Below are 21,041 nucleotides of genomic sequence, written 5' to 3'. Positions count from 1 at the left end.
CACGTGAACGCCCCTTCCACGCTCGAGATGTCCACCGTGCCGGGCGATCCCGCCCGGGCCAATCCTGCCGAGCGGCGTGCCGAGGTGGTGGCCGAACTCTCCGCCGTGCTGCCCGCCCATGCGCTGCTGTGGCACACCGAGGACACCATTCCCTACGAATGCGACGGCCTGACCGCCTACCGCGAGCAGCCTCTGGCGGTGGCGCTGCCCGAGACCGAGGAGCAGGTGGCCGCCGTGCTGCGCACCTGCCACCGCCTCAACGTGCCGGTGGTGGCGCGCGGTGCGGGCACCGGGCTGTCCGGCGGCGCGCTGCCGCACAAGCTCGGCGTGACGCTGGGCCTGGCGAAGTTCAACCAGATCCTGGCCATCGACCCGCTGTCGCGCACGGCCCGCGTGCAATGCGGCGTGCGCAACCTGGCGATCAGCGATGCCGCCGCGCCCTACGGGCTGTACTACGCGCCCGACCCGTCCAGCCAGATCGCCTGCACGATCGGCGGCAACGTGGCCGAGAACTCCGGGGGCGTGCACTGCCTCAAGTACGGCCTGACGGTGCACAACGTGCTGCGCGTGCGCGGCTTCACCGTCGACGGCGAGGTGGTGGAGTTCGGCTCCGAGGCGCTCGACGCCGCCGGCCTGGACCTGATGGGCGTGCTGGTCGGCAGCGAAGGCATGCTCGCCGTCACCACCGAGGTCACCGTCAAGCTGGTGCCCAAGCCGCAGCTCGCGCGCTGCATCATGGCCAGCTTCGACGACATGAGGAAGGCCGGCGACGCGGTAGCCAGCGTGATCGCCGCGGGCATCATCCCGGCCGGTCTGGAGATGATGGACAAGCCGATGACCGCCGCGGTCGAGGACTTCGTGCACGCCGGCTACGACCTGAACGCCGAGGCCATCCTGCTGTGCGAGAGCGACGGCACGCCGGAGGAGGTGGACGAGGAGATCGGCCGCATGGTCGAGGTGCTGCAGCGCTGCGGTGCCACCGCGATCTCGGTGAGCGAGGACGAGGCCCAGCGGCTGAAGTTCTGGAGCGGCCGCAAGAACGCCTTCCCGGCCTCCGGCCGCATCAGCCCCGACTACATGTGCATGGACTCGACCATCCCGCGCAAGCGCCTGGCCGACATCCTGCTGGCCATCCAGGAGATGGAGAAGAAGTACGACCTGCGCTGCGCCAACGTCTTCCATGCCGGCGACGGCAATCTGCACCCGCTGATCCTGTTCGACGCCAACGACCCCGACCAGATGCACCGCTGCGAGCTGTTCGGCGCCGACATCCTGGAGACCAGCGTGCGCATGGGCGGCACGGTGACCGGCGAGCATGGGGTGGGCGTGGAAAAGCTCAGCTCGATGTGCGTGCAGTTCGCACCAGCCGAGCGCGAGCAGATGTTCGCGCTCAAGCGCGCCTTCGATCCGAAGGAACTGCTCAACCCGGGCAAGGTGATTCCCACCCTGCACCGCTGCGCCGAGTACGGGAAGATGCACGTCTCGCGCGGCCTCCTGCCCTTCGCCGACATCCCGCGCTTCTGACATGAGACCGATGACGAGCCCGGCGCCGGGCCGCCCCAGGGCGGGCGAGACCCCCACGGGGGGTCGGCCGCGGTACGCTGCGGCCGGGGGGCAGACATGACAAACGATCCGGCCCTCCAGATGCTGGTCGACCGCGTGCAGAGCGCGCAGTCGGCCGGCGCGCAGCTCTGCATCCAGGGCGGCGGCACCAAGAGCTTCTACGGCGAGGTGCCGCAGGGCGAGGTCCTCGACACCCGCGTGCTCGAGGGCATCTCCAGCTACGAGCCCACCGAGCTGGTGGTCACCGCGCGCTGCGGCACCGACCTTGCCGAGCTCGAGGCCACGCTCGCCGAGCAGGGCCAGTGCCTGCCCTTCGAGCCTCCGCACTTCGGTGCCGACGCCACCGTGGGCGGCATGGTCGCCGCCGGGTTGTCCGGGCCGTCGCGCGCGGCAGTCGGCGCGGTGCGCGACTACGTGCTCGGCGCCACGCTGCTCAACGGCCGCGGCGAGGTGCTGAGCTTCGGCGGCCAGGTGATGAAGAACGTGGCCGGCTACGACATCTCGCGCCTGCTCGCCGGCTCGATGGGCACGCTGGGCGTGATCCTCGAGGTCTCGTTGAAGGTGCTGCCGGTGGCGCCGGCCACCGCGACGCTGCGCTTCTCGATGGACGAGGCGCGGGCGATCACCCGTCTGAACGAGTGGGGCGGCCAGCCGCTGCCGCTCAATGCCAGCGCCTGGTGGGACGGCACGCTGGTGGTGCGCCTGCGCGGCGCGCTCGCCGCGGTGCAGGCGGCCACCGACCGGCTGGGCGGCGAGCTCATCGAACCTGCCCAGGCCACGCCGTTCTGGAACGGGCTGCGCCACCAGCACGACGAATTCTTCATCAAGGCCGCCGCCGCCGTCGAAGGCGGCGCTCGGCTGTGGCGCCTGTCGGTGCCGCCGACCACACCGCCGCTGGCCCTGCCTGGCGAACAGCTCGTCGAATGGGGCGGCGCGCAGCGCTGGGTGTGTTGTGCCGCGCCGGCCGCGCTGGTCCGCGATGCCGCCTCCAGGGCCGGCGGCCATGCCACGCTGTTCCGCGCCCGGGACAAATCCGCCGGGGCCTTCGCGCCGCTGAAATCGCCGCTGGACCGCATCCACCGCGAACTGAAGAAGGCCTTCGACCCGAGCGGCGTGTTCAATCCCGGCCGCATGTACCCCGGCCTCTGAGGCCGCGCCTGCCCGGCATGGACGCACTCAAGGGCCTCGCCTGGCTGCTGCTGGCCCAGTCCGCCGGCGAAGCGCTGGTGCGGCTGGCGGCAGTACCGCTGCCCGGGCCGGTGATGGGCTTGCTGATCCTGCTCGTCGCGCTGCGCTGGGAGCCGGTGCGCCGCCCGGTGGGCGCCGCCGCCGAGGTGCTGCTCGCGCACCTGTCGCTGCTGTTCGTTCCGGTCGGCGTGGGCGTGATGACGCATCTCGGCCTGATCGCGGAGTACGGCGCGCGCATGCTGCTGGTGGTCGTGCTGTCCACCTGGACCGGCATGGCCGTCGGCGCGCTGGTGCTGCGCGCGCTGCTGCGCTCGAAGGGCTGAACGCCGATGCACAGCTTCGTCGAACTCTGGGTCTACCTGTCGGCCACGCCGCTGTTCGGCCTCACCGCCACGCTGGTGACCTACGTGCTGGCGCAGGCCGTGTACCAGCGCGTCGGCCACGCGCCCTGGGCCAACCCGGTGCTGTGGTCGGTGCTGGCGCTGGCCGCGCTGCTGACCGCCAGCGGCACGCCCTACCCGACCTACTTCTCCGGAGCGCAGTTCATCCACTTCCTGCTCGGGCCGGCCGTGGTGGCGCTGGCCTGGCCGCTGTGGCAGCGCCGCGCCGAACTGCGCTCGCGCGCGGTCGCGGTGCTGGCCGCGGCGTTGGCCGGCGGCGCGGCGGCGGCGGCGGCAGCGGTCGGGCTGGGCTGGCTGCTCGGTCTCCCCGAGCCGGTGCTGCGCTCGCTCGCACCGAAGTCGGTGACGGCGCCGGTGGCGATGGGCATCGCCGAGCAGCTCGGCGGCATCCCGGCGCTGGCCGCCGCGTTCGCGGTGCTGACGGGGCTGGTCGGCGCGGTGAGCGCGAAGTACCTGTTCGACGCGCTGCGCATCGCCGAGCCCGAGGTGCGCGGCTTTGCGCTGGGCACCGCGGCGCATGGCATCGGCGCGGCCCGCGCGCTGCAGGTGCACCCCGACGCCGGCGCCTATGCCGGGCTCGCACTGGGCCTGCAGGTGGTGCTGGCCGCCCTGCTCATGCCGCTGCTGGCGCGGCTGTTCTGATCGCCACGATTCACCGAGACGCTTCATGCAGACGACACTCGCATCCGAGTTCCAGGGCACCCGCGAGGGCACCGAGGCCGAGGCCATCCTGCGCAAGTGCGTGCACTGCGGCTTCTGCACTGCCACCTGCCCGACCTACCAGTTGCTCGGCGACGAGCTCGACGGCCCGCGCGGCCGCATCTACCTGATCAAGCAGGTCCTGGAAGGCAAGCCGGTGACGCGCGCCACGCAGCAGCACCTGGACCGCTGCCTGACCTGCCGCAACTGCGAGAGCACCTGCCCTTCCGGCGTGCAGTACGGCCATCTCGTGGAGATCGGCCGCAAGGTGGTGGAGGAGCGTGTCGAGCGTCCCGCCGGCGAGAAGGCCGTGCGCTGGCTGCTCAAGGAAGGGCTCACCTCGCCGTTGTTCGCCCCGGCGATGAAGGTCGGCCAGTGGATGAGGCCGCTGCTGCCGGGATCGTTGCAGCACAAGGTTCCGGCGAGTGCGCCGACGCAGGCCCACCGCTGGCCGACGCGCGAGCACGAGCGCAAGGTGCTGATGCTGATGGGCTGCGTGCAACCGGCGATGATGCCCAACATCAACAGTGCCACCGCGCGCGTGCTCGACGCCGCCGGCATCCAGACCCTGGTCGCCGACGGCGCCGGCTGCTGCGGCGCGATCCGCACGCACCTGAACGACATCGACGGCGGCCTGGCCGACATGCGGCGCAACGTCGACGCCTGGTGGCCGCTGGTCTCCACCGGAAAGGTGGAAGCGATCGTCATGAACGCCTCCGGCTGCGGCGCGACGGTGAAGGACTACGGGCATGCACTGGCGCACGACCCGGCCTACGCTCAACGGGCGATGCGCATCGTCGAGTTGACCCGCGACCTGAGCGAGTTGCTGCCCGAGCTGGTGCCGAAGCTGAAGACGAAGCTGCGCGCCACGGGACCGAAGAAGCTCGCCTACCATCCGCCCTGCACGCTGCAGCACGGCCAGCAGCTGCGTGGCGGTGTCGAGACGCATCTGGCGGCACTCGGCTTCGACATCCGTGTGGCCCCGGTCGAGTCGCACCTGTGCTGTGGCTCGGCGGGCACCTACTCGGTGCTGCAGCCCGAGCTCGCCTACCAGTTGCGCGACCGCAAGCTGGGCCACCTCGCGCCGCTGCAGCCGGAGGTGATCGTGTCGGCCAACATCGGCTGCATCCAGCACCTCGGCAGCGGCACCGCCACGCCGGTGCGCCACTGGGTCGAGGTGCTCGACGAAGCGCTCGCCTGACGCATTTGTTCACGATCGGGCCCGCCGGCTTAAGGCGGCGCTAACCAGGGTTTCCGAGCATCCACCCATCGCTGAAGGTGCCCCACCGGGCATCGCGAGGAGTGTGAATGCCACTTGCCCTGTCGTGCGCCGGAAGCACGCGTGATGCCCACGCTTCGCTGCGCCTTCACGGCGAAGGCGACGAGGAGCGCGCCGACGTCGAGCACTTCATCCGCGCCGTCTACGCCGAGCGCTTCGGAGCCAGGTTGCGCCACTTCGCCCCCTGCCTCGTCAGCCTGCGCGATGCCGACGGCCGCATCGTCGCGGCAGCCGGGTACCGCTTCGCGGGCGTGCAGTCGCTGTTCCTCGAGCGCTACCTGGACGAACCGGTCGAGGCTACGCTCGGCCGCCAGTGCGGAGAGACGACACCCCGCGAGCGCATCGTCGAGGTCGGCCACCTCGCCGCGATGCGCGCAGGGGAAGGCCGCCGGCTGATCCTGCTGCTCGGCCCGCACCTCGCGGCGCAGGGCGCGCGCTGGGTGGTGAGCACGCTCACCGAGGAACTGCGTCACCTGTTCGTGCGCATTGGCGTGACGCCGCTGGCGCTCGGCGCGGCCGATCCGGCGGTGCTGGGCGACGAGGCGGCCGACTGGGGCCGCTACTACGAACACCGGCCGGTGGTGCTCGCCGGTCACCTGCCGCTGGCGCTGCGCATCCTGGCGCGCCGCCAGCAGGGACACGGCGGATGAGCGGCGAGCTGCTCGACGCCTGGCGCCGCCACGGCGGCGTGGCCGTCGAATGCGGCGCGCAGCTCTGGGACTTCGATACCTTGCGCCGCGAAGTCGACGCGCTTGCCGGCGAGCTGCGCCGGCAGCAGGTGCGCGTGCTCGCCACGCTGTTGGACAACGGCGCGGCCTGGATCGTCGCCGACCTGGCCGCCCTCGCCGCCGGCGTGGTGCACTTGCCGCTGCCCGGATTCTTCACACCGGCACAGATCCGCCACGCGCTGCGGGCGGCCGGCGCGGACGGCCTGCTCGCCGTGCCCGATGCCGTCGCAGCCTTTGCCCCCTTGCCAACCGCCGAACAGCGCATTGCCGGGCAGGCGCTGGCCTGGCTGCGCCTGCCCGGGCGGCCGGTCGCGATGCCCGAAGGCACCGTCAAGCTCACCTTCACCTCGGGCACCACCGGCACGCCCAAGGGCGTCTGCCTCGGCCGCGCGTCGATCGGTCGCGTCGCCGCCGGACTGAGCGAGGCGCTCGCACCGCTGGCGATCACGCGCCACCTCAGCGCGTTGCCCTTCCCGGTGCTGCTCGAGAACCTCGCCGGGGTTCTGGCGCCGCTGTCGCAGGGCGCTACCTGCATCGCGCCGCCTCTGGCGGACGTCGGGCTCATCGGCTCGTCGGGCTTCGACCCGGCCAGGCTGCACGCTGCGGTGCTTGCCGCGCAGCCGCACAGCCTGATCCTGCTGCCGCAGATGCTGCGTGGCTGGGTCGCCTGGCTGCAGGCCAGCGGCGCGCGCGCGCCGGCGTCGCTGAAGATCGTCGCGGTGGGCGGCGCCGCCGTCGGCACGCGGCTCATCGAGGCCGCGCAATCGCTCGGTCTGCCGGCCTGCGAGGGCTACGGCCTGTCGGAGGCGTGTTCGGTGCAGACCCTCAACCTTCCCGGGGCGCAGCGCCCCGGTTCGGCCGGTCGCGTGCTGCCGCATGCGCGCTTGCGCGTCGGCGCCAGCGGCGAGATCGAGGTCGCCGGCAGCCTGTTCCTGGGCTACCTCGGCGACCCGAGTCCCGCACCCGAGTGGTGGCGCAGCGGCGACCTCGGCGAGATCGACGCCGACGGCTACCTCCACGTGCGCGGCCGCAGGAAGCAGGTGCTGATCACCGCCTTCGGCCGCAACGTCAGCCCGGAGTGGGTGGAGACGGCGTTGCGCGGCGAGCCGGCCATCGCACAGGCCGTGGTGTTCGGCGAGGCACAGCCGGCGCTGTCGGCGGTGCTCTGGCCGACCCGCGCCGATCTGCCCGACGCCGCCCTGCAGGCCGCCATGGACCGCGCCAACGCCACGCTGCCCGACTACGCCCGCGTGGTGCGCTGGTGCCGCGCCGGCGCGGCCTTCAGCGCCGAAACCGGCCTGGCCACGCCGAATGGCCGCCCCCAACGCCAGGCCATCGAAGCACGGCACGCCCAGGCCCTCGGCCTCGTGCCGACCGCCCTGGAGACTCCATGAACGATTCCTTCTTCCAGCAACTCGTGCGCGACACCGCCGACGCACGTCTGGGCCTCGTCGCCGCGCCGATCATCCAGGGCTGCCTGCAGGGGCGCGTCTCCCTGCCCAGCTACGTGGCCTTCCTGACCGAGGCCTACCACCACGTGCGCCACACCGTGCCGCTGCTGCGGGCCTGCAAGGCCGCGCTGCCGCCGCAGCACGCGCAGTGGCTGGATGCGGCGCTGGACGAATACGTCGAGGAGGAGGCGGGCCACGACGAGTGGATCCTCGACGACATCGCCGCCTGCGGCTTCGATGCCGACGCGGTGCGCCACGGCCGGCCCGGCCATGCCACCGAGGTGATGGTCGCCTACGCCTACGACCAGATCGCGCGACGCAACCCGCTCGGCTTCTTCGGCATGGTGCACGTGCTCGAAGGCACCAGCGTGGCGCTGGCGCTGCAGGCTGCCGACCAGATTCAGGCGCACCTCAAGCTGCCCGACCGCGCCTTCAGCTACCTGCGCTCGCACGGCACGCTCGACCAGCAGCACACCGCGCATTTCGCGCAGCTGATGGACCGCATCGACGACAGCGCCGACCGCGCCGCCATCGTGCATGCGGCGCGGGCCTTCTACCGCCTCTACGGCGACGTGTTCCGCGGCCTTCCGCTGCCCGCGCCCGAGGCCGAGGAGGCGCTGGCATGAAGGCCGCCCACGCCCGCGTGCTGCTGACCGGCGCCAGCGGCGGCATCGGCCAGGCCATCGCCAAGGAGCTGCTCGCGCGCGGGGCGTCGGTGATGCTCAGCGGCCGCTCGCCGGCCCGGCTGGCCACGCTGGCGCGCCAGCTCGGCGGCCAGGCGGACGCCGCATCGCGCATCTACTGGCACGCCGCCGACCTCGACGACGCGGCCGCCCTGCCCGCGCTGTGCGAGGCGGCAGCGCGCTGGGGGATCAACGTGCTGGTCAACAACGCCGGCACGCCGAGCTTCGGCCGATTCGAGTCACTGGGCGCGGAGCACCTCGAGCAGGTGCTGCGCACCAACCTGCTCGCGCCGATGCGCCTCACGCAGGCGCTGCTGCCCGTGCTGAGGCGGCGGCCGAAGGCGCAGGTGATCCAGATCGGCTCGGCGCTCGGCCGCCTCGGGCTGCCCGGCTACAGCGTCTACAGCGCCAGCAAGTTCGGCCTGCGCGGCTTTTCCGAAGCGCTGCGCCGCGAGCTGCGCGGTAGCGCCGTGCACGTGCAGTACCTCGGCCCGCGCAGCACGCGCACCGGCTTCAACGACCAGCGCGTCGAGGCCTACAACCGCGCCACCGGTACGGCGGTCGATGCGCCCGAAACAGTGGCGCGCGCCCTCGTCGCGCTGCTCGAAAGCGAAGCCGCAGAACGCTTCCTCGGCCTGCCGGAGAAGTTCGCCGTGCGCCTGAACGGAGCCGTGCCGCAGTGGCTGGACGGCGCCTTCGACAAGCACCGCGCCAGCCTGACCCACCTTCCCATGGAGACACCGACATGAGCAAGACCCCGTTCGCCCTCTTCGCCACCTTCTGCGCCGCCCTCGCCCTGTCGCCGCTGGCCCGGGCCGGCAACGTCGAGGACGAGGTCGTGCAGTTGCAGCACGACTGGGAGGTGATCCGCTACCAGACGCCTGCGGCCGAGCGCGAGAAGCGCTTCGAGATGCTGGCCGCCAAGGCGCACCAGGTCGCGCAGGCGCAGCCTGCGCGCGCCGAGCCGCTGGTGTGGGAAGGCATCATCGTCAGCTCCTGGGCCGGCGAGAAGGGCGGACTGGGCGCGCTGAGCCTGGTCAAGCGCGCCAAGCTCATGTACGAGACGGCCATCCAGATCGATGGCAAGGTGCTGGACGGCTCGGCCTACAACAGCCTGGGCGTGCTGTACTACAAGGTGCCTGGCTGGCCGATCGGCTTCGGCGACAAGGAGCGCGCCAAGGAACTGCTGCAGCAGGCGCTGGCGCTCAACCCCAAGGGCATCGACCCGAACTTCTTCTACGGCGAGTACCTGCTGGAAACCGGCAATGCCGCCGAGGCGGTGAGCTACCTCGAACGTGCGCTGCAGGCGCCGCCGCGGCCCGGCCGTCAGGTGGCCGACACCGGCCGGCGCGAGGAAGCGCGTGCGCTGATCGAGAAGGCGCGCGCCGCCGCCCACTAGGGCCTGCTCCCGCGGCGCGAACGGACGCTAGCCCAGGAAGCCGACGGCGACGCGCATGCCGCGCCCGTCGGCGCGGTGCCCGAGGCGCATCGTCATGCCATGCAGCGACGCAATGCGCTGCACGATCGACAGGCCCAGGCCGCTGCCGATCTCGTCCTGTCCGTCGGGGCGGTAGAAGCGCTCGCCCAGCCGGGCGAGCTGCGCTTCGGGCAGCGGCTTGCCGTCGTTCTCCACCTCCAGCATCGATTCACTGAATCGCAGCAGCACGGCGCTGCGCTCGGGCGCGTAGCGCACCGCGTTGTCGAGCAGGTTGCGCAGCAGCACGGTGAGCAGCGCAGCGTCGCCCAGCAACGGCAACGGCGCCCGCCCCTCGGGCTGCGCCCAGTCGCAGGCCAGCTCGATGTGGCGCCGTTCGGCGGTCGGCAGGCAGTCGCTCATCGCCTGCTCGACGATGGCGGCCCAGTCCACTTCCTGCCGTTCCATCGCAGTGCTGCCGTCCTCCAGGCGCGACAGCGCGAGCATCTGCGTGACGAGTCGGTCCAGCCGCTGCAGCCCGAGGGAGAGCTTGGCCTCGGCCTGTTCACGTGCCGCGCCGGGCTCGGCGTGGCACACCACGTCCCACTGCGCACGCAGCACCGCCAGCGGCGTGCGCAACTCGTGGGCCGCGTCGGCGGTGAAGCGGCGCTCGCGTGCCAGCGCGGACTCGATGCGGCCGAACAGGCCGTTCATCGCCTCGACCAGCGGCTTCAGCTCGGCCGGCGAGTGCGCCAGCGGCACGGGCTGGAGATCGTCGGCCCCTCGCGCGCGCAGTTCGTCGCTGAGCTGCTCCACCGGCGCCAGTGCGTGACGCACGGCCCAGGCCATCGCGGCGAGCAGCACCGGCAGCATGGCCAGCCAGGGCAGCAGTTGCCCGAGCGTGAGGTCGAAGGCCAGCTCCTCGCGCTCGTACGCCTTCTGCCCCGCCGCCACCAGCCATTCGCCGTCGAAGGACTGCAGGTAGTACACGCGCCATGCATCGTCGCCGATCGGCAGGTCAGCGAAGCCGGCGGCATCCGCACGGTAGGGCAGGTTCACGCCCTCGCGGTCGGACAGCAACAGCCGGCCGTCGCGCGCCCACACGGCGATCGCCAGGTCGCCGAGGTCGGCTTCGCCGCTGGTGTCGCTGGCGGCGGCGTCGGGCATCAGCGCGGCATTGCCGTCCAGCGGCACCGCGAGCGTCACCTGCACCTGGCGGGCGAGGCGGATCAGCTCGGTGTCGAACAGCTCGTCGACCTCGTCCTTCGCGAAGCGCATCGACATGAAGCCGGCGAGCAGCCAGACCAGCGGCGCGCTGACCAGCAGGTAGACCAGCAGGCGCCGCCGCAGACTCACGAGAACTCGCCCTCGGCCGGCCCGAGCGCGTAGCCCACGCCGCGCACCGTGCGGATGACATCGCGGCCGAGCTTGCGGCGCAGGTGGTGCACGTGCACTTCGAGCGTGTTGCTCTCCAGCGACTCGCCCCAGTCGTAGAGCTTTTCCTGCAGCTGCGCCTTGGACAGGATGCGGTTCGGGTGCGCCATCAGCGCCTCGAGCAGCATCAGTTCGCGTGCGGTCAGCTCCACCGACGTGCCGTTCCACTGCACGCTGCGGCCGGCCGGGTCGTAGGCCAATGCGCCGTGCCGCCAGACGCTTTGCGCGCGGCCGGTGCTGCGCCGCGTCATGGCGCGAAGCCGAGCGGCAAGTTCGTCCAGCGTGATCGGCTTGACGAGGTAGTCGTCGGCGCCGGCGTCGAGCCCGGCGACGCGGTCGGCCACGCCGTCGCGCGCGGTGAGGATCAGCACCGGCAGGTCACGGCCCTCGGCGCGCCACTGCCGCAGCCAGCGCATGCCGTCGCCGCCGGGCAGGCCGAGGTCGAGCACCACCGCGTCGTACGGTACGCCGGCGAGCGCGGCGTTCGCCTGCGTGCCGTCGCGGAACCAGTCGACCACGTGCTGGCGCTGGCGCAGCCCGGTGGCCAGCGCGTCGCCGAGCTGGGCATCGTCCTCGACGACCAGGATGCGCATCAGGCCTCCGCCGCGATCTGGCGCAGTGCCCGCTCGAACACCTCGGGCGGCTGGCCGCCCTGGATGAGATGCCGGTCGTCGACGATCACCGCCGGCACGGAGTGGATGCCCGCCGACTGGTAGAAGCGCTGTCGCTCGCGCACCGCGTCGGCGTACTGCGTCGAGTCGACCACCGCAGCGGCAGGCGCGGCATCCAGCCCTGCGCGTTCGGCGCAGCGCAGCAACACCTCGCGCGCGGACGGGTTCTCGCCGTCGGTGAAGTAGGCCGACAGCAGCGCGTGCTTGAGCGCACGCTGCTGCGCCGCGCCCTGCTCGCCCGCCCAGTGCAGCAGGCGGTGCGCGTCGAAGGTGTTGTAGGTGCGGCTGCGCCGGTCCATGCGGAATTCGAAGCCGACCGCCGCGCCGCGCTCGGCGATGCCCTGCTGGTTGAGCGCCACCTGCTCGGCACTCATGCCGTACTTCCTGGACAGGTACGGCACCACCTCGGCGCCCTCGGGGCCCATGTCGGGATTGAGCTGGAAGGGCTGGAAATGCAGCTCGGCGGCCAGCACGCCCTCCAGCCGGGCCAGCGCGATCTCCAGCGCGCTCAGCCCGATGGCGCACCAGGGGCAGACCACGTCGGAGACGAAGTCGATCTTCAGCGTGGGAACGGCGGCGGTGTTCATCGCGCGAGTCTATCGACTCGGCCGCCGGGATTCAGATGCAGCGTCCGCCATCCACCTCCATCGCCACCCCGGTGATCATCGACGCCTCGTCGCTGCACAGGAAGCAGGCGGCGTTGCCCAGGTCCTCGGGCGTGGAGAAGCGGCCGATCGGGATGGTGGCAAGGAACTTCTCGCGCGTCTGCGGCGTGTCGCCGCCCATGAAGGTGGCCAGCAGCGGCGTCTCGCCGGCCACCGGGTTGAGGGCGACCACGCGGATGCCGAACGGTGCCAGTTCCACCGCCATCGAGCGCGTGGCGGTGATCACCCAGCCCTTGCTGGCGTTGTACCAGGTCAACCGCGGCCGGGGACTCACGCCGGCGGTGCTGGCCATGTTGAGGATGACGCCGCGGCCCTGCGCCTTCATGCGAGGCACCGCCTCGCGCGCGGCGAGGTAGATGGCCTTCATGTTGACGGCGACGATGCGGTCGAAGTCGTCCTCGGGCAGCCCTTCCAGCGGCTGCGGCAGGTGGCCGATGCCGGCGTTGTTGACGAGGATGTCGAGTGCGCCGAAGCGTTCGAACGCGGCGTCGACCATGCGCTTGGCGTCGTCGGCGCGCGAGACGTCGACGCGAAGCGCCAGCGCGCCGGTGGCTTCGGCGACGCGGCTGGCGCTGCCCTCGTCGCGGTCGGCGACCAGTACCCGGGCGCCCTCCGCGGCGAACTTCCTCACGATGCCTTCGCCGAAACCCGAACCGCCGCCGGTGACGATGGCCGCCTTGCCCTGCAGTCGCATGGCCGTCTCCTTGCTCGTTGTCGTGCGGCGATTATGTCGGCCGGCCCGCAAAAAGCAGACGGGCCATGCCTGCGGCATGGCCCGTCTGGGTGCGGCGAGGAAGGGTTACTTCTTCGCTTCTTCCTTCTTCACCGCCTTCTTCTCTTCCTTCTTGGCCGCAGCGCTGGCCTTGGCGGCCGGCTCGCTGGCCTTCATCGGGGCGCCGCCGGCGTGCGAGGCCGCCTGGGCATTGAACGCGACGACGGCGAACAGGGCAGTGATCAGCGAAGCGAGAGACTTGCTCATGGGCGTTCTTTCGAGGGTTGCTTGGGGTGGGATTTCCCGGGGTCCGTATCGCCCCCGGCCTTCCCGAAACGCGGCCGCCGCCAGTCGGTTGACCGGCGGCCGGCGCGCACTGTGTCCGAACGTGCACGTGGCAGAAGGACTTCCGCCGATACTGTGGCGCCTCCATCTCGTCGTCACCGGTGCATCGAACCGTCCTTGTTGCTGCCCTCGCCGCCGCGGCCGCTTCGCCCGGCTCCTGGGCCGCCCCCTTCGTTCCGGCTTCCGACCAGCAGGTGCTGGAGCGGCTGCCGGCGCGCGCCGCCGACCCGCGCCAGCGTGAGTTGCGGCATCTGCGCGCGCAATGGCGTGCCCAGCCGAACGACGCCGCGGCCGCCGTGCGCCTGGCGCGGCGCTACGTCGAGGAGGCAGGCGCCGAAGGCGACCCGCGCTACATCGGCTACGCCCAGGCGACGCTCGGCTCCTGGTGGACAGATCCCGATCCGCCCACCGACGTGCGCGTGCTGCGCGCCGTGCTGCGCCAGTTCGGCCACGAGTTCGATGCGGCGCTGGCCGACCTGGCCGCAGCCACGCGGGCCGAGCCGTCGCACGGCGAGGCCTGGGCCTGGCAGGTGGCCGTCCACCTGGTGCAGGCGAACTACCCGGGCGCTCGCGAGGCCTGCGAGAGGCTCGCCGCCCTGGCCGAACCGCTGATCGGCGCCGCCTGTCGCGCGCAGGTCGATGCGCTGACCGGCCGCGCCGGACCGGCCGCCGAGTCGCTGCACGCGGCGCTGCGCCGCGACCGCAAGGCCAGCCCGGCTCAGCGCCTGTGGTCGCTGACGCGCCTGGCCGAGATCGAAGAGCGGCGCGGCCGCTTCGCCGCGGCGGAAGCGGCCTTCCGCGAAGCGCTCGCGCTCGGCCTGCCCGACGTCTACCTGCAGGCGGCCTACGCGGACTTCCTGCTCGACCGCGGCCGGCCCGCCGAGGTGATCGCCCTGCTGCAGGGCAAGGAGCGTTCCGACCTGCTGCTGCTGCGACTGGCCATCGCCGCGAAGGCGAGCGGCGACGCGAAGGCGGCCGAGTGGCGTCAGGCGCTGGTGGCCCGCTTCGACGCCGCGCGGCTGCGCGGGGATGCATTGCACCAGAAGGAGGAGGCGCGCTTCGCGCTGGCCGTGCTCGGCGAGGCCCGACGTGCGCTCGAACTGGCCCGCACCAACTACATGCTGCAGCGCGAGCCGGCCGACGCCCGCGTGCTGCTGGAGGCCGCCATCGCCGCCCGCGAGCCTGCCGCTGCCGAGCCGGCGCTGCGCTGGCTGGTGACGAACGGCGTGGAAAGCACCGTGCTGCGCAGCTTGGCCGCGCGCCTGAACGGCGCCTCATGAGCTGCCTGCTGCGTTGCTTCGCCGCCGCCGCGCTGGCGCTCGGCCTGGCCTCGACCGCGCTGGCGCACAAGCCCTCCGACAGCTATCTCACGTTGACACAGGAGGGGACGGCGCTGCACGGCCAGTGGGACATCGCGCTGCGCGACCTCGACGTCGCCATCGGCCTGGACGCCGACGGCAACGGCGAGATCACCTGGGGCGAGCTGCGCGTGCGTCACGCCGAGGTCGCCGCCTACGCGCTGGCTCGGCTGGCCATCGAGGGCGACGGACAGCCCTGCGTGGCGCGTGCCGGCGAGCAGCTCGTCGACCACCACACCGACGGCGCCTACACCGTGCTGCGCTTCGAGGTCGGCTGCCCGGCGCTGCCGAAGCAGCTCAGGCTCGAGTACCGACTCTTTGCCGACATCGACCCGCAGCACCGCGGCCTGCTGCGCCTGGAGGCCGGCGGCGCCACGCGCACCGCGGTGCTCGGCCCCGACGCGAGCAGCAGGGTGTACGAGCTGGCGAACCCGAGCCGCGCGGAGCAGTTCGCCGACTACCTGCGCGAAGGCGTGTGGCACATCTGGATCGGCTTCGACCACATCCTCTTCCTGCTCGCGCTGCTGCTTCCGGCGGTGCTTGCCTGGCGACCCGCGGGCTGGCAGCCGGCGGAGAGCTTCCGCGACGCCTTCGTCGAGGTGGTGAAGATCGTCAGCGCCTTCACCGTGGCGCATTCGGTGACGCTGACGCTGGCCACGCTGGGCCTGCTGACGCTGCCGTCGCGGCCGGTCGAGGCGACCATCGCCGCCTCGGTGGTGCTCGCCGCGCTGAACAACCTGCGCCCGCTCTTCGAGCGACGGCGCTGGGCCATGGCCTTCGGCTTCGGACTGGTGCACGGCTTCGGCTTCGCCAGCGTGCTGGCCGACCTCGGCTTGCCGCAGGACGCGCTGGCGCTGGCGCTGCTCGGCTTCAACGTCGGCGTGGAGGTCGGCCAGCTCGCCATCGTCGCGGCCTTCCTGCCGCTGGCCTTCGCGCTGAGCGACACGCGCTTCTACCAGCGCGTGGTGCTCGCCGGAGGCTCGCTGGCGATCGCGCTTCTCGCGGCGCTGTGGTTCGTCGAGCGCGCCTTCGACCTCTCGTTCATGCCGCTCTGAGCTTCGCCGGCGGCCCGCACGCATCAGTGATGCAGGATCGCCACCGTCTTCAGCGCCGAGAAGCCGTACAGCGCCTCGAAGCCCTTCTCGCGACCATGGCCCGAGGCGCCAACGCCGCCGAAGGGCAGCTCCACGCCGCCGCCGGCGCCGTAGTTGTTGATGAACACCTGGCCGCACCTGAGGCCGCGGGCCATGCGCAGCTGCCGGCCGCCGCCGCGCGTCCATACGCCGGCCACCAGGCCGTAGGGCGTGCCGTTGGCGATGCGCAGGGCCTCTTCCTCGCCCTCGAAGGCAATCACCACCTGCACCGGGCCGAAGATCTCCTCTTGCGCCAGCGCATGGTCGTCGGGCACGGCGGCCACCAGCGTGGGCCTCACGTACCAGCCGCCGGCAGGCGCGTCGGCGACGACCTCGCCCTGTGCCACCAGGTTCAGGCCGCTGTCGCGGGCCAGCGCGAGGTAGCGCGAGACGATGTCGTGCTGGCGCATCGAGATCAGCGGGCCGAGGTCGAGGTCGGCCAGCGCCGGGCCGACGCGCAGCGCGCGGTAGCGCTGCGACAGCCGCTGCACCACCTCGTCGAAGACGCCGCGCTCGACGAGCAGCCGCGACGCCGCCGAGCAGGTCTGCCCGGCGTTCTGGATGCCGGCGCTGACGAGGAAGGGCAGTGCCGCGTCCAGGTCGGCGTCGGCGAAGACGATCTGCGGGCTCTTGCCGCCGAGCTCCAGCGTGACCGGCACGGTGTTGCGCGCCGCCGCTGCCTGCACCAGCCGGCCGGTGGCCACCGAACCGGTGAAGGACAGGTGGCGCACGCCGGGGTGCGCGGTGAGCGCGGCGCCGGCCTCCTCGCCGAGGCCGGGCACGATGCTCAGCGCGCCGGCGGGCAGCCCGCACTCGGCGAACAGGTGCCCGATCGCCAGCGCGCTGAGGCAGGCCTCCTCGGCCGGCTTGAGCACGCAGGCGTTGCCCATGGCCAGCGCCGCGCCGACGCTGCGACCGATGATCTGCATCGGGTAGTTCCAGGGCACCACGTGACCCGTCACGCCGTGCGGTTCGCGCCAGGTCAGCGCCGTGTAGCCGTTCAGGTAGGGGATCGTCTCGCCCATCACCTTGTCGGCGGCGCCACCGTAGAACTCCAGGTAGCGCGCCAGCGCGATGGCGTCGGCGCGGCCCTGCTTCAACGGCTTGCCCACGTCCAGCGCCTCCAGCCGCGCCAGTTCGTCGACGCGCTCGAGCACCTTGCGCCCCGCCGCGGCGAGCAGCCGGCCGCGTTCGGTGGCGCTCAGACGGCCCCAGTCGCCTTCGAGCGCCGACTGCGCGGAACGCACCGCTGCATCCACATCCTCGGCGCCGCCGCGCGCGATCTCGGTGAGCACGCTGCCGTCCGACGGATTGGCCAGCGGCAGCGTCTGCCCACTGGCCGCGGCGCGCCAGCGGCCGCCGATGAACACCTCGTGCGTGGCGAAGGGCAGGGTCTCGCGCATGGCTGTCTCCATCGTGTTTTCGGCCATCATAGGAGCCCCCGTCTGCGAGGACACGCCATCGCCCCGTTCCTGCTTCGCCGCGTCGCGACCTTCGTGCTCACGCTGGCCGTGGCCTCGCTGGTGGTGTTCGCGGTGCTCGACCTGCTGCCCGGCAACGCCGCTGAGGTGATGCTCGGGGAGAGCGCCACACACGAGGCGGTGGCGGCGCTGGAGCGCCAGCTCGGCCTGGACCGCCCCGCGCCCGCGCGCTATGCCAGCTGGCTGCACGGCCTGCTGACCCTCGAGCTGGGCAACAGCCATGCCTACGACACGCCGATCGCCGCGCTCATCGCCGAGCGGCTCGCGGTCACCGTGCCGCTCGCGCTGCTGTCCATGGCGCTGACGACGGTGCTGGCGCTGGTCGCCGGCGTCTATGCAGCGTCGCGCCACAACCGCGCCGGCGACTTCGGCGTGATGGCCGCCAGCCAGCTCGGCATCGCCGTGCCGAGCTTCTGGTTCGGCATCCTGCTGGTCATGCTGTTCGCGGTGAAGCTGCCCTGGTTCCCGGCCGGCGGCTTCCCCGGCTGGACGGAGGACGAGGGCGGCGGACTGTGGGACGGGCTTCGTGCGCTGGTGCTGCCGGCCGTCGCGCTGGCCGTGGTGCAGGCGGCCATCCTCGCGCGCTTCACCCGCTCGGCGGTGCTCGACGTGCTGCGCGAGGACTTCGTGCGCACCGCGCGCGCCAAGGGCCTGTCGCGTCGCGCCGTGCTGTGGGGTCATGTGCTGCGCAACGCGATGGTGCCGGTGCTCACCGTCATGGGCCTGCAGTTCGCCAACCTGGTCACCGGCACCATCGTGGTGGAGAACGTGTTCTCGCTGCCCGGCCTGGGCCGGCTGGTCTTCCAGGCGATCAGCAACCGCGACATCGTGCTGGTGCAGAACATCGTCATGCTGCTGGCCGCCACGGTGATCGCGATCAACTTCGTGGTCGACCTGCTCTACGCGGTGATCGACCCGCGCCTCAGAGCGAGCGGCCGATGAAGTTCTGGCAGCGCGCCCTGCGGCACAAGAGTTTCCTCGCCGGCGGCCTGCTCGTCGCGCTGCTGGTCGCGCTGGCGCTGCTGTCCTTCGTCTGGACGCCGCATTCCGCCACCGAGATCGACGTGCCGAACAAGCTGCTTGCGCCCTCGGCGACGCACTGGCTGGGCACCGACAGCCTGGGGCGCGACATCGTCTCGCTGCTCATCGTCGGCGCGCGCGCCTCCATTGCCGTGGGCCTCATCGCCGTGGGCATCGGCATCACCGCGGGCGTGGCACTGGGTCTGCTCGCTGCCGCGCGACGCGGCTGGGTGGAGGAGGCAGTGATGCGCCTGGCCGACTTCAGCATCGCCTTCCCGGCGCTGCTCACGGCGATCATGCTCACCGCGATCTACGGTCCCGGGCTGGTGACCTCGATCGTCGCCATCGGCATCTTCAACATCCCGGAGTTCGCACGCATCACACGAGCCTCGGCAAACGCGGTGTGGACGCGCGAGTTCGTGCTCGCCGCGCGCGCCTGCGGCAAGGGCGCGTGGCGCATCACGGCCGAGCATGTGCTGCCGAACATCGCCTCGGTGCTGATCGTGCAGGCGACGATCCGCTTCGCCATCGCCATCCTCGCGGAGGCAGCGCTGAGCTACCTCGGTCTCGGCACCCAGCCGCCCACGCCGAGCTGGGGGCGCATGCTGAACGAGGGCCAGAGCATGATGTACCAGGCGCCGCTGCTGGCCGTGTGGCCGGGGCTGGCGATCGTGCTCTCCGTGCTCGGCCTGAACCTGATGGGCGACGGGCTGCGCGACCTGCTCGACCCGAAGCTGGCGCGACAGCGCTGAGACGGCATGAACGGCACGCCCCCGCCCTTGCTCGACGTGCGCGGCCTGCGTGTCGTGCTGCCGACCGCTCGCGGGCCGGCCGCGGCGCTGCGCGGCGTGTCGTTCACGCTGGCGCGCGGCGGGAAGCTCGGCCTGATCGGCGAGAGCGGCTGCGGCAAGTCGCTGACCGCGCTGGCGCTGATGGGTCTGCTGCCCGATGGCGCCCGGGTGGAAGGGAGCATCCGCCTGCTGGGACGGGAGCTGGTGGGCCTGGGTGACGAGGCGATGGCGGCACTGCGCGGCGACCGCCTGGCGATGGTCTTCCAGGAGCCGATGACCGCGCTCAACCCGCTGCACAGCATCGGCGCGCAGGTGGCCGAACCGCTGCGCCTGCACCGCGGCCTGGGCCGCGCCGCCGCGCGCGCCGAAGCCTTGCGGCTGCTCGACCGCGTGAGGCTGCCGGATGCTGCGCAGCGCCTCGACGCCTATCCGCACCAGCTCAGCGGCGGCCAGCGCCAGCGCGTGATGATTGCCATGGCGCTGGCCTGCGGGCCCGACCTGCTGATCGCCGACGAGCCGACCACCGCGCTGGACGTGAGCCTGCAGCACGAGGTGCTGATGCTCATCGACGAACTGGTGCAGGGCAGCGGCATGGCACTGCTGCTCATCAGCCATGACCTCGGCGTGATGGCACGCCATGTGCAGCGCGTGATGGTGATGTACGGCGGCACGGTGGTGGAGGACGGCCCGGTGGACGCGGTGTTCGCCACGCGCGCCCATCCGTACACGCGCGGTCTGTATGCCGCGCGGCCGCGGCTGGGCGCGACGCGCGGCACGAAACTGCCGACCATCCCGGGCCGCGTGCCCGAGCTGGCCGACCTGCCGGCGGGCTGCCCCTTCGCCGACCGCTGCGATCGTGCCGTCGACGACTGCCGCCAGGCCGCACCGCCGGTCATCGAGATCGGTGTCGGCCACGCGGCACGCTGCATCCGCATGGACGTGATGACGCCATGAGCCCCGCCGACTTCGCGGCCCGGCGCGCCGCCATGGTCGCCACGCAGATCGAGGCGCGCGGCGTGTGCGACCCGCGCGTGCTCGACGCCATGCGCCAGGTGCCGCGCGAGGACTTCGTGCTGCCCGGCTGGCGCGAGGATGCCTGCGACGACAGCCCGCTGCCGATCGAGGCCGACCAGACCATCTCGCAGCCCTACATCGTCGCCTTCATGTGCGAGGCGCTGAGGCTCACCGGCGAGGAGCGCGTGCTCGAGGTCGGCACCGGCTCGGGCTACGCGGCGGCGGTGCTCGGCCGGCTGGCCAGGGAGGTGCACACGGTCGAGCGCATCGGGCGGCTCGCCGACGACGCCGCGGCCAGGCTCGCCGGACATGGCTGCGCGAACGTGCACGTGCACACCGGCGACGGCACGCTGGGCTGGCCCGAGGCGGCGCCCTACGATGCGATCGTCGTCACCGCCGCGGGGCCCGACGTGCCGGCGGCCCTGATCGCGCAGCCGGCGGTCGGCGGCCGGCTCGTCATGCCGGTGGGCACACAGTTCGGCCACCAGGAACTGCTGCGCCTGACGCGCGACGGCGAGCACGGGCAGAGGCGCGAGATGCTGATGGGCGTTCGCTTCGTGCCCCTGACCGGCGCGCAGGGCTGGCCGGGCTGAACGCCCGGCCACTGCCTGCGCTACTTCACCACGCTGGCGATGTAGCTCGTGATGTCGAGCTTCTGCTGCGTGGTCAGGCTGCTCAGCCAACCCATGCTGCCGACCTGGGCGATGGCGGAATCGAGTGCGGGCACCGTGGTCGCGCCGGCGACTTTCAGCTGGTTGTTGGCAGGGTTGGCGCCGTGGCAGCCGGCGCAATACGTTCCGTAGGCCGTCAGGCCGGCCGCCGGATCACCCACAGGAGCCGGAGCCGGAGCCGGAGCCGGAGCCGGAGCCGGAGCCGGGGCCGGAGCCGGGGCCGGGGCCGGGGCCGGGGCCGGAGCCGGAGCCGGGGCCGGGGCCGGGGCCGGGGCCGGGGCGGGTGCGGGTGCGGGTGCGGGTGCGGGTGCGGGTGCGGGTGCGGGTGCGGGTGCGGGTG

At 72.3% G+C, this 21,041-nt stretch carries 23 protein-coding genes; 16 read left to right on the top strand and 7 right to left on the bottom strand.

What is annotated here, in order from left to right:
* The first annotated feature begins 27 nt into the window (after positions 1-27).
* The 10 genes from Q0599_RS02910 (at position 28) to Q0599_RS02865 (ending at position 9,391) form a co-directional block, all read left to right on the top strand.
* Positions 28-1,524 (top strand): FAD-linked oxidase C-terminal domain-containing protein, encoded by a 1,497-nt coding sequence (locus Q0599_RS02910; protein WP_298825948.1) that lies wholly within the window; start codon positions 28-30, stop codon positions 1,522-1,524.
* Positions 1,525-1,620: 96 nt separating this feature from the next.
* Positions 1,621-2,712, top strand: coding sequence for a glycolate oxidase subunit GlcE (gene glcE / locus Q0599_RS02905; protein ID WP_298825391.1), 1,092 nt, complete (start codon positions 1,621-1,623; stop codon positions 2,710-2,712).
* A 17-nt stretch (positions 2,713-2,729) separates the two neighbouring features.
* The gene (locus tag Q0599_RS02900) at positions 2,730-3,074 is read left to right on the top strand and encodes a CidA/LrgA family protein (RefSeq protein WP_298825388.1); all 345 of its coding nucleotides are present in this window, start codon (positions 2,730-2,732) and stop codon (positions 3,072-3,074) included.
* A 6-nt stretch (positions 3,075-3,080) separates the two neighbouring features.
* Positions 3,081-3,794 (top strand): LrgB family protein, encoded by a 714-nt coding sequence (locus Q0599_RS02895; protein WP_298825385.1) that lies wholly within the window; start codon positions 3,081-3,083, stop codon positions 3,792-3,794.
* 25 nt (positions 3,795-3,819) lie between these two features.
* Positions 3,820-5,052 (top strand): glycolate oxidase subunit GlcF, encoded by a 1,233-nt coding sequence (gene glcF / locus Q0599_RS02890; protein WP_298825382.1) that lies wholly within the window; start codon positions 3,820-3,822, stop codon positions 5,050-5,052.
* Between the two features lie 107 nt (positions 5,053-5,159).
* Positions 5,160-5,780 carry a thermostable hemolysin gene (locus Q0599_RS02885; RefSeq protein ID WP_298825379.1) on the top strand — a complete coding sequence of 207 codons (621 nt, stop codon included), beginning with the start codon at positions 5,160-5,162 and terminating at the stop codon, positions 5,778-5,780.
* Entirely contained in the window at positions 5,777-7,252 is a 1,476-nt protein-coding gene (locus Q0599_RS02880; RefSeq protein WP_298825376.1) for an AMP-binding protein, read from the top strand. Before Q0599_RS02885 ends, Q0599_RS02880 begins: the two co-directional genes overlap by 4 nt.
* The gene (locus tag Q0599_RS02875) at positions 7,249-7,935 is read left to right on the top strand and encodes an iron-containing redox enzyme family protein (protein ID WP_298825373.1); all 687 of its coding nucleotides are present in this window, start codon (positions 7,249-7,251) and stop codon (positions 7,933-7,935) included. Before Q0599_RS02880 ends, Q0599_RS02875 begins: the two co-directional genes overlap by 4 nt.
* Positions 7,932-8,741, top strand: coding sequence for an SDR family oxidoreductase (locus Q0599_RS02870; protein ID WP_298825370.1), 810 nt, complete (start codon positions 7,932-7,934; stop codon positions 8,739-8,741). The genes Q0599_RS02875 and Q0599_RS02870 overlap by 4 nt, the downstream gene beginning before the upstream one ends.
* Positions 8,738-9,391 (top strand): TRAP transporter TatT component family protein, encoded by a 654-nt coding sequence (locus Q0599_RS02865; protein ID WP_298825368.1) that lies wholly within the window; start codon positions 8,738-8,740, stop codon positions 9,389-9,391. Before Q0599_RS02870 ends, Q0599_RS02865 begins: the two co-directional genes overlap by 4 nt.
* Positions 9,392-9,418: 27 nt before the next feature.
* Here the strand turns inward: Q0599_RS02865 and Q0599_RS02860 are convergent, their stop codons facing one another.
* The 5 genes from Q0599_RS02860 to Q0599_RS02840 form a co-directional block, all read right to left on the bottom strand.
* Positions 9,419-10,762: an ATP-binding protein gene (locus Q0599_RS02860; protein WP_298825365.1), complete on the bottom strand. Its 1,344-nt coding sequence runs from the start codon at positions 10,760-10,762 to the stop codon at positions 9,419-9,421.
* A complete protein-coding gene (locus Q0599_RS02855; protein WP_298825360.1) occupies positions 10,759-11,433 on the bottom strand; it encodes a response regulator in 675 nt (224 codons plus the stop codon). The genes Q0599_RS02860 and Q0599_RS02855 overlap by 4 nt, the downstream gene beginning before the upstream one ends.
* Complete coding sequence (locus Q0599_RS02850; RefSeq protein WP_298825357.1) at positions 11,433-12,098, bottom strand: DsbA family oxidoreductase; 666 nt, start codon at positions 12,096-12,098, stop codon at positions 11,433-11,435. The genes Q0599_RS02855 and Q0599_RS02850 overlap by 1 nt, the downstream gene beginning before the upstream one ends.
* A 31-nt stretch (positions 12,099-12,129) precedes the next feature.
* Positions 12,130-12,870, bottom strand: coding sequence for a glucose 1-dehydrogenase (locus tag Q0599_RS02845; RefSeq protein ID WP_298825354.1), 741 nt, complete (start codon positions 12,868-12,870; stop codon positions 12,130-12,132).
* 105 nt (positions 12,871-12,975) lie between these two features.
* Positions 12,976-13,155, bottom strand: coding sequence for a hypothetical protein (locus Q0599_RS02840; RefSeq protein ID WP_298825351.1), 180 nt, complete (start codon positions 13,153-13,155; stop codon positions 12,976-12,978).
* Between the two features lie 179 nt (positions 13,156-13,334).
* Here Q0599_RS02840 and Q0599_RS02835 point away from each other — a divergent pair, with 179 nt between their 5' ends.
* Together Q0599_RS02835 and Q0599_RS02830 are read left to right on the top strand one after the other, a co-directional pair.
* Entirely contained in the window at positions 13,335-14,513 is a 1,179-nt protein-coding gene (locus Q0599_RS02835) for a hypothetical protein (RefSeq protein ID WP_298825349.1), read from the top strand.
* A complete protein-coding gene (locus Q0599_RS02830) occupies positions 14,510-15,646 on the top strand; it encodes a HupE/UreJ family protein (protein WP_298825343.1) in 1,137 nt (378 codons plus the stop codon). The genes Q0599_RS02835 and Q0599_RS02830 overlap by 4 nt, the downstream gene beginning before the upstream one ends.
* 23 nt (positions 15,647-15,669) lie before the next feature.
* Here Q0599_RS02830 and Q0599_RS02825 read toward each other — a convergent pair whose 3' ends face one another.
* A complete protein-coding gene (locus Q0599_RS02825) occupies positions 15,670-17,127 on the bottom strand; it encodes an aldehyde dehydrogenase family protein (protein WP_298825340.1) in 1,458 nt (485 codons plus the stop codon).
* A gap of 57 nt (positions 17,128-17,184) precedes the next feature.
* Here Q0599_RS02825 and Q0599_RS02820 point away from each other — a divergent pair, with 57 nt between their 5' ends.
* From Q0599_RS02820 to Q0599_RS02805, 4 genes are read left to right on the top strand one after another with little or no spacing between them, the layout of a single operon-like run.
* Positions 17,185-18,147, top strand: coding sequence for an ABC transporter permease (locus Q0599_RS02820; protein WP_298825945.1), 963 nt, complete (start codon positions 17,185-17,187; stop codon positions 18,145-18,147).
* Positions 18,144-18,977 carry an ABC transporter permease gene (locus Q0599_RS02815; protein WP_298825337.1) on the top strand — a complete coding sequence of 278 codons (834 nt, stop codon included), beginning with the start codon at positions 18,144-18,146 and terminating at the stop codon, positions 18,975-18,977. The genes Q0599_RS02820 and Q0599_RS02815 overlap by 4 nt, the downstream gene beginning before the upstream one ends.
* A 6-nt stretch (positions 18,978-18,983) precedes the next feature.
* Positions 18,984-19,970 (top strand): ABC transporter ATP-binding protein, encoded by a 987-nt coding sequence (locus Q0599_RS02810; RefSeq protein ID WP_298825334.1) that lies wholly within the window; start codon positions 18,984-18,986, stop codon positions 19,968-19,970.
* A complete protein-coding gene (locus Q0599_RS02805; RefSeq protein ID WP_298825331.1) occupies positions 19,967-20,623 on the top strand; it encodes a protein-L-isoaspartate(D-aspartate) O-methyltransferase in 657 nt (218 codons plus the stop codon). Before Q0599_RS02810 ends, Q0599_RS02805 begins: the two co-directional genes overlap by 4 nt.
* Before the next feature lie 20 nt (positions 20,624-20,643).
* Here the strand turns inward: Q0599_RS02805 and Q0599_RS02800 are convergent, their stop codons facing one another.
* Positions 20,644-20,862 carry a hypothetical protein gene (locus tag Q0599_RS02800; RefSeq protein ID WP_298825328.1) on the bottom strand — a complete coding sequence of 73 codons (219 nt, stop codon included), beginning with the start codon at positions 20,860-20,862 and terminating at the stop codon, positions 20,644-20,646.
* Positions 20,863-21,041 lie beyond the last annotated feature (179 nt).

Source organism: uncultured Piscinibacter sp., from assembly GCF_937952055.1.
Classification (GTDB): domain Bacteria; phylum Pseudomonadota; class Gammaproteobacteria; order Burkholderiales; family Burkholderiaceae_C; genus Piscinibacter.
Note: the sequence above shows the minus strand (reverse complement) of the source record. Positions and strands in the feature narration are given on the sequence as shown.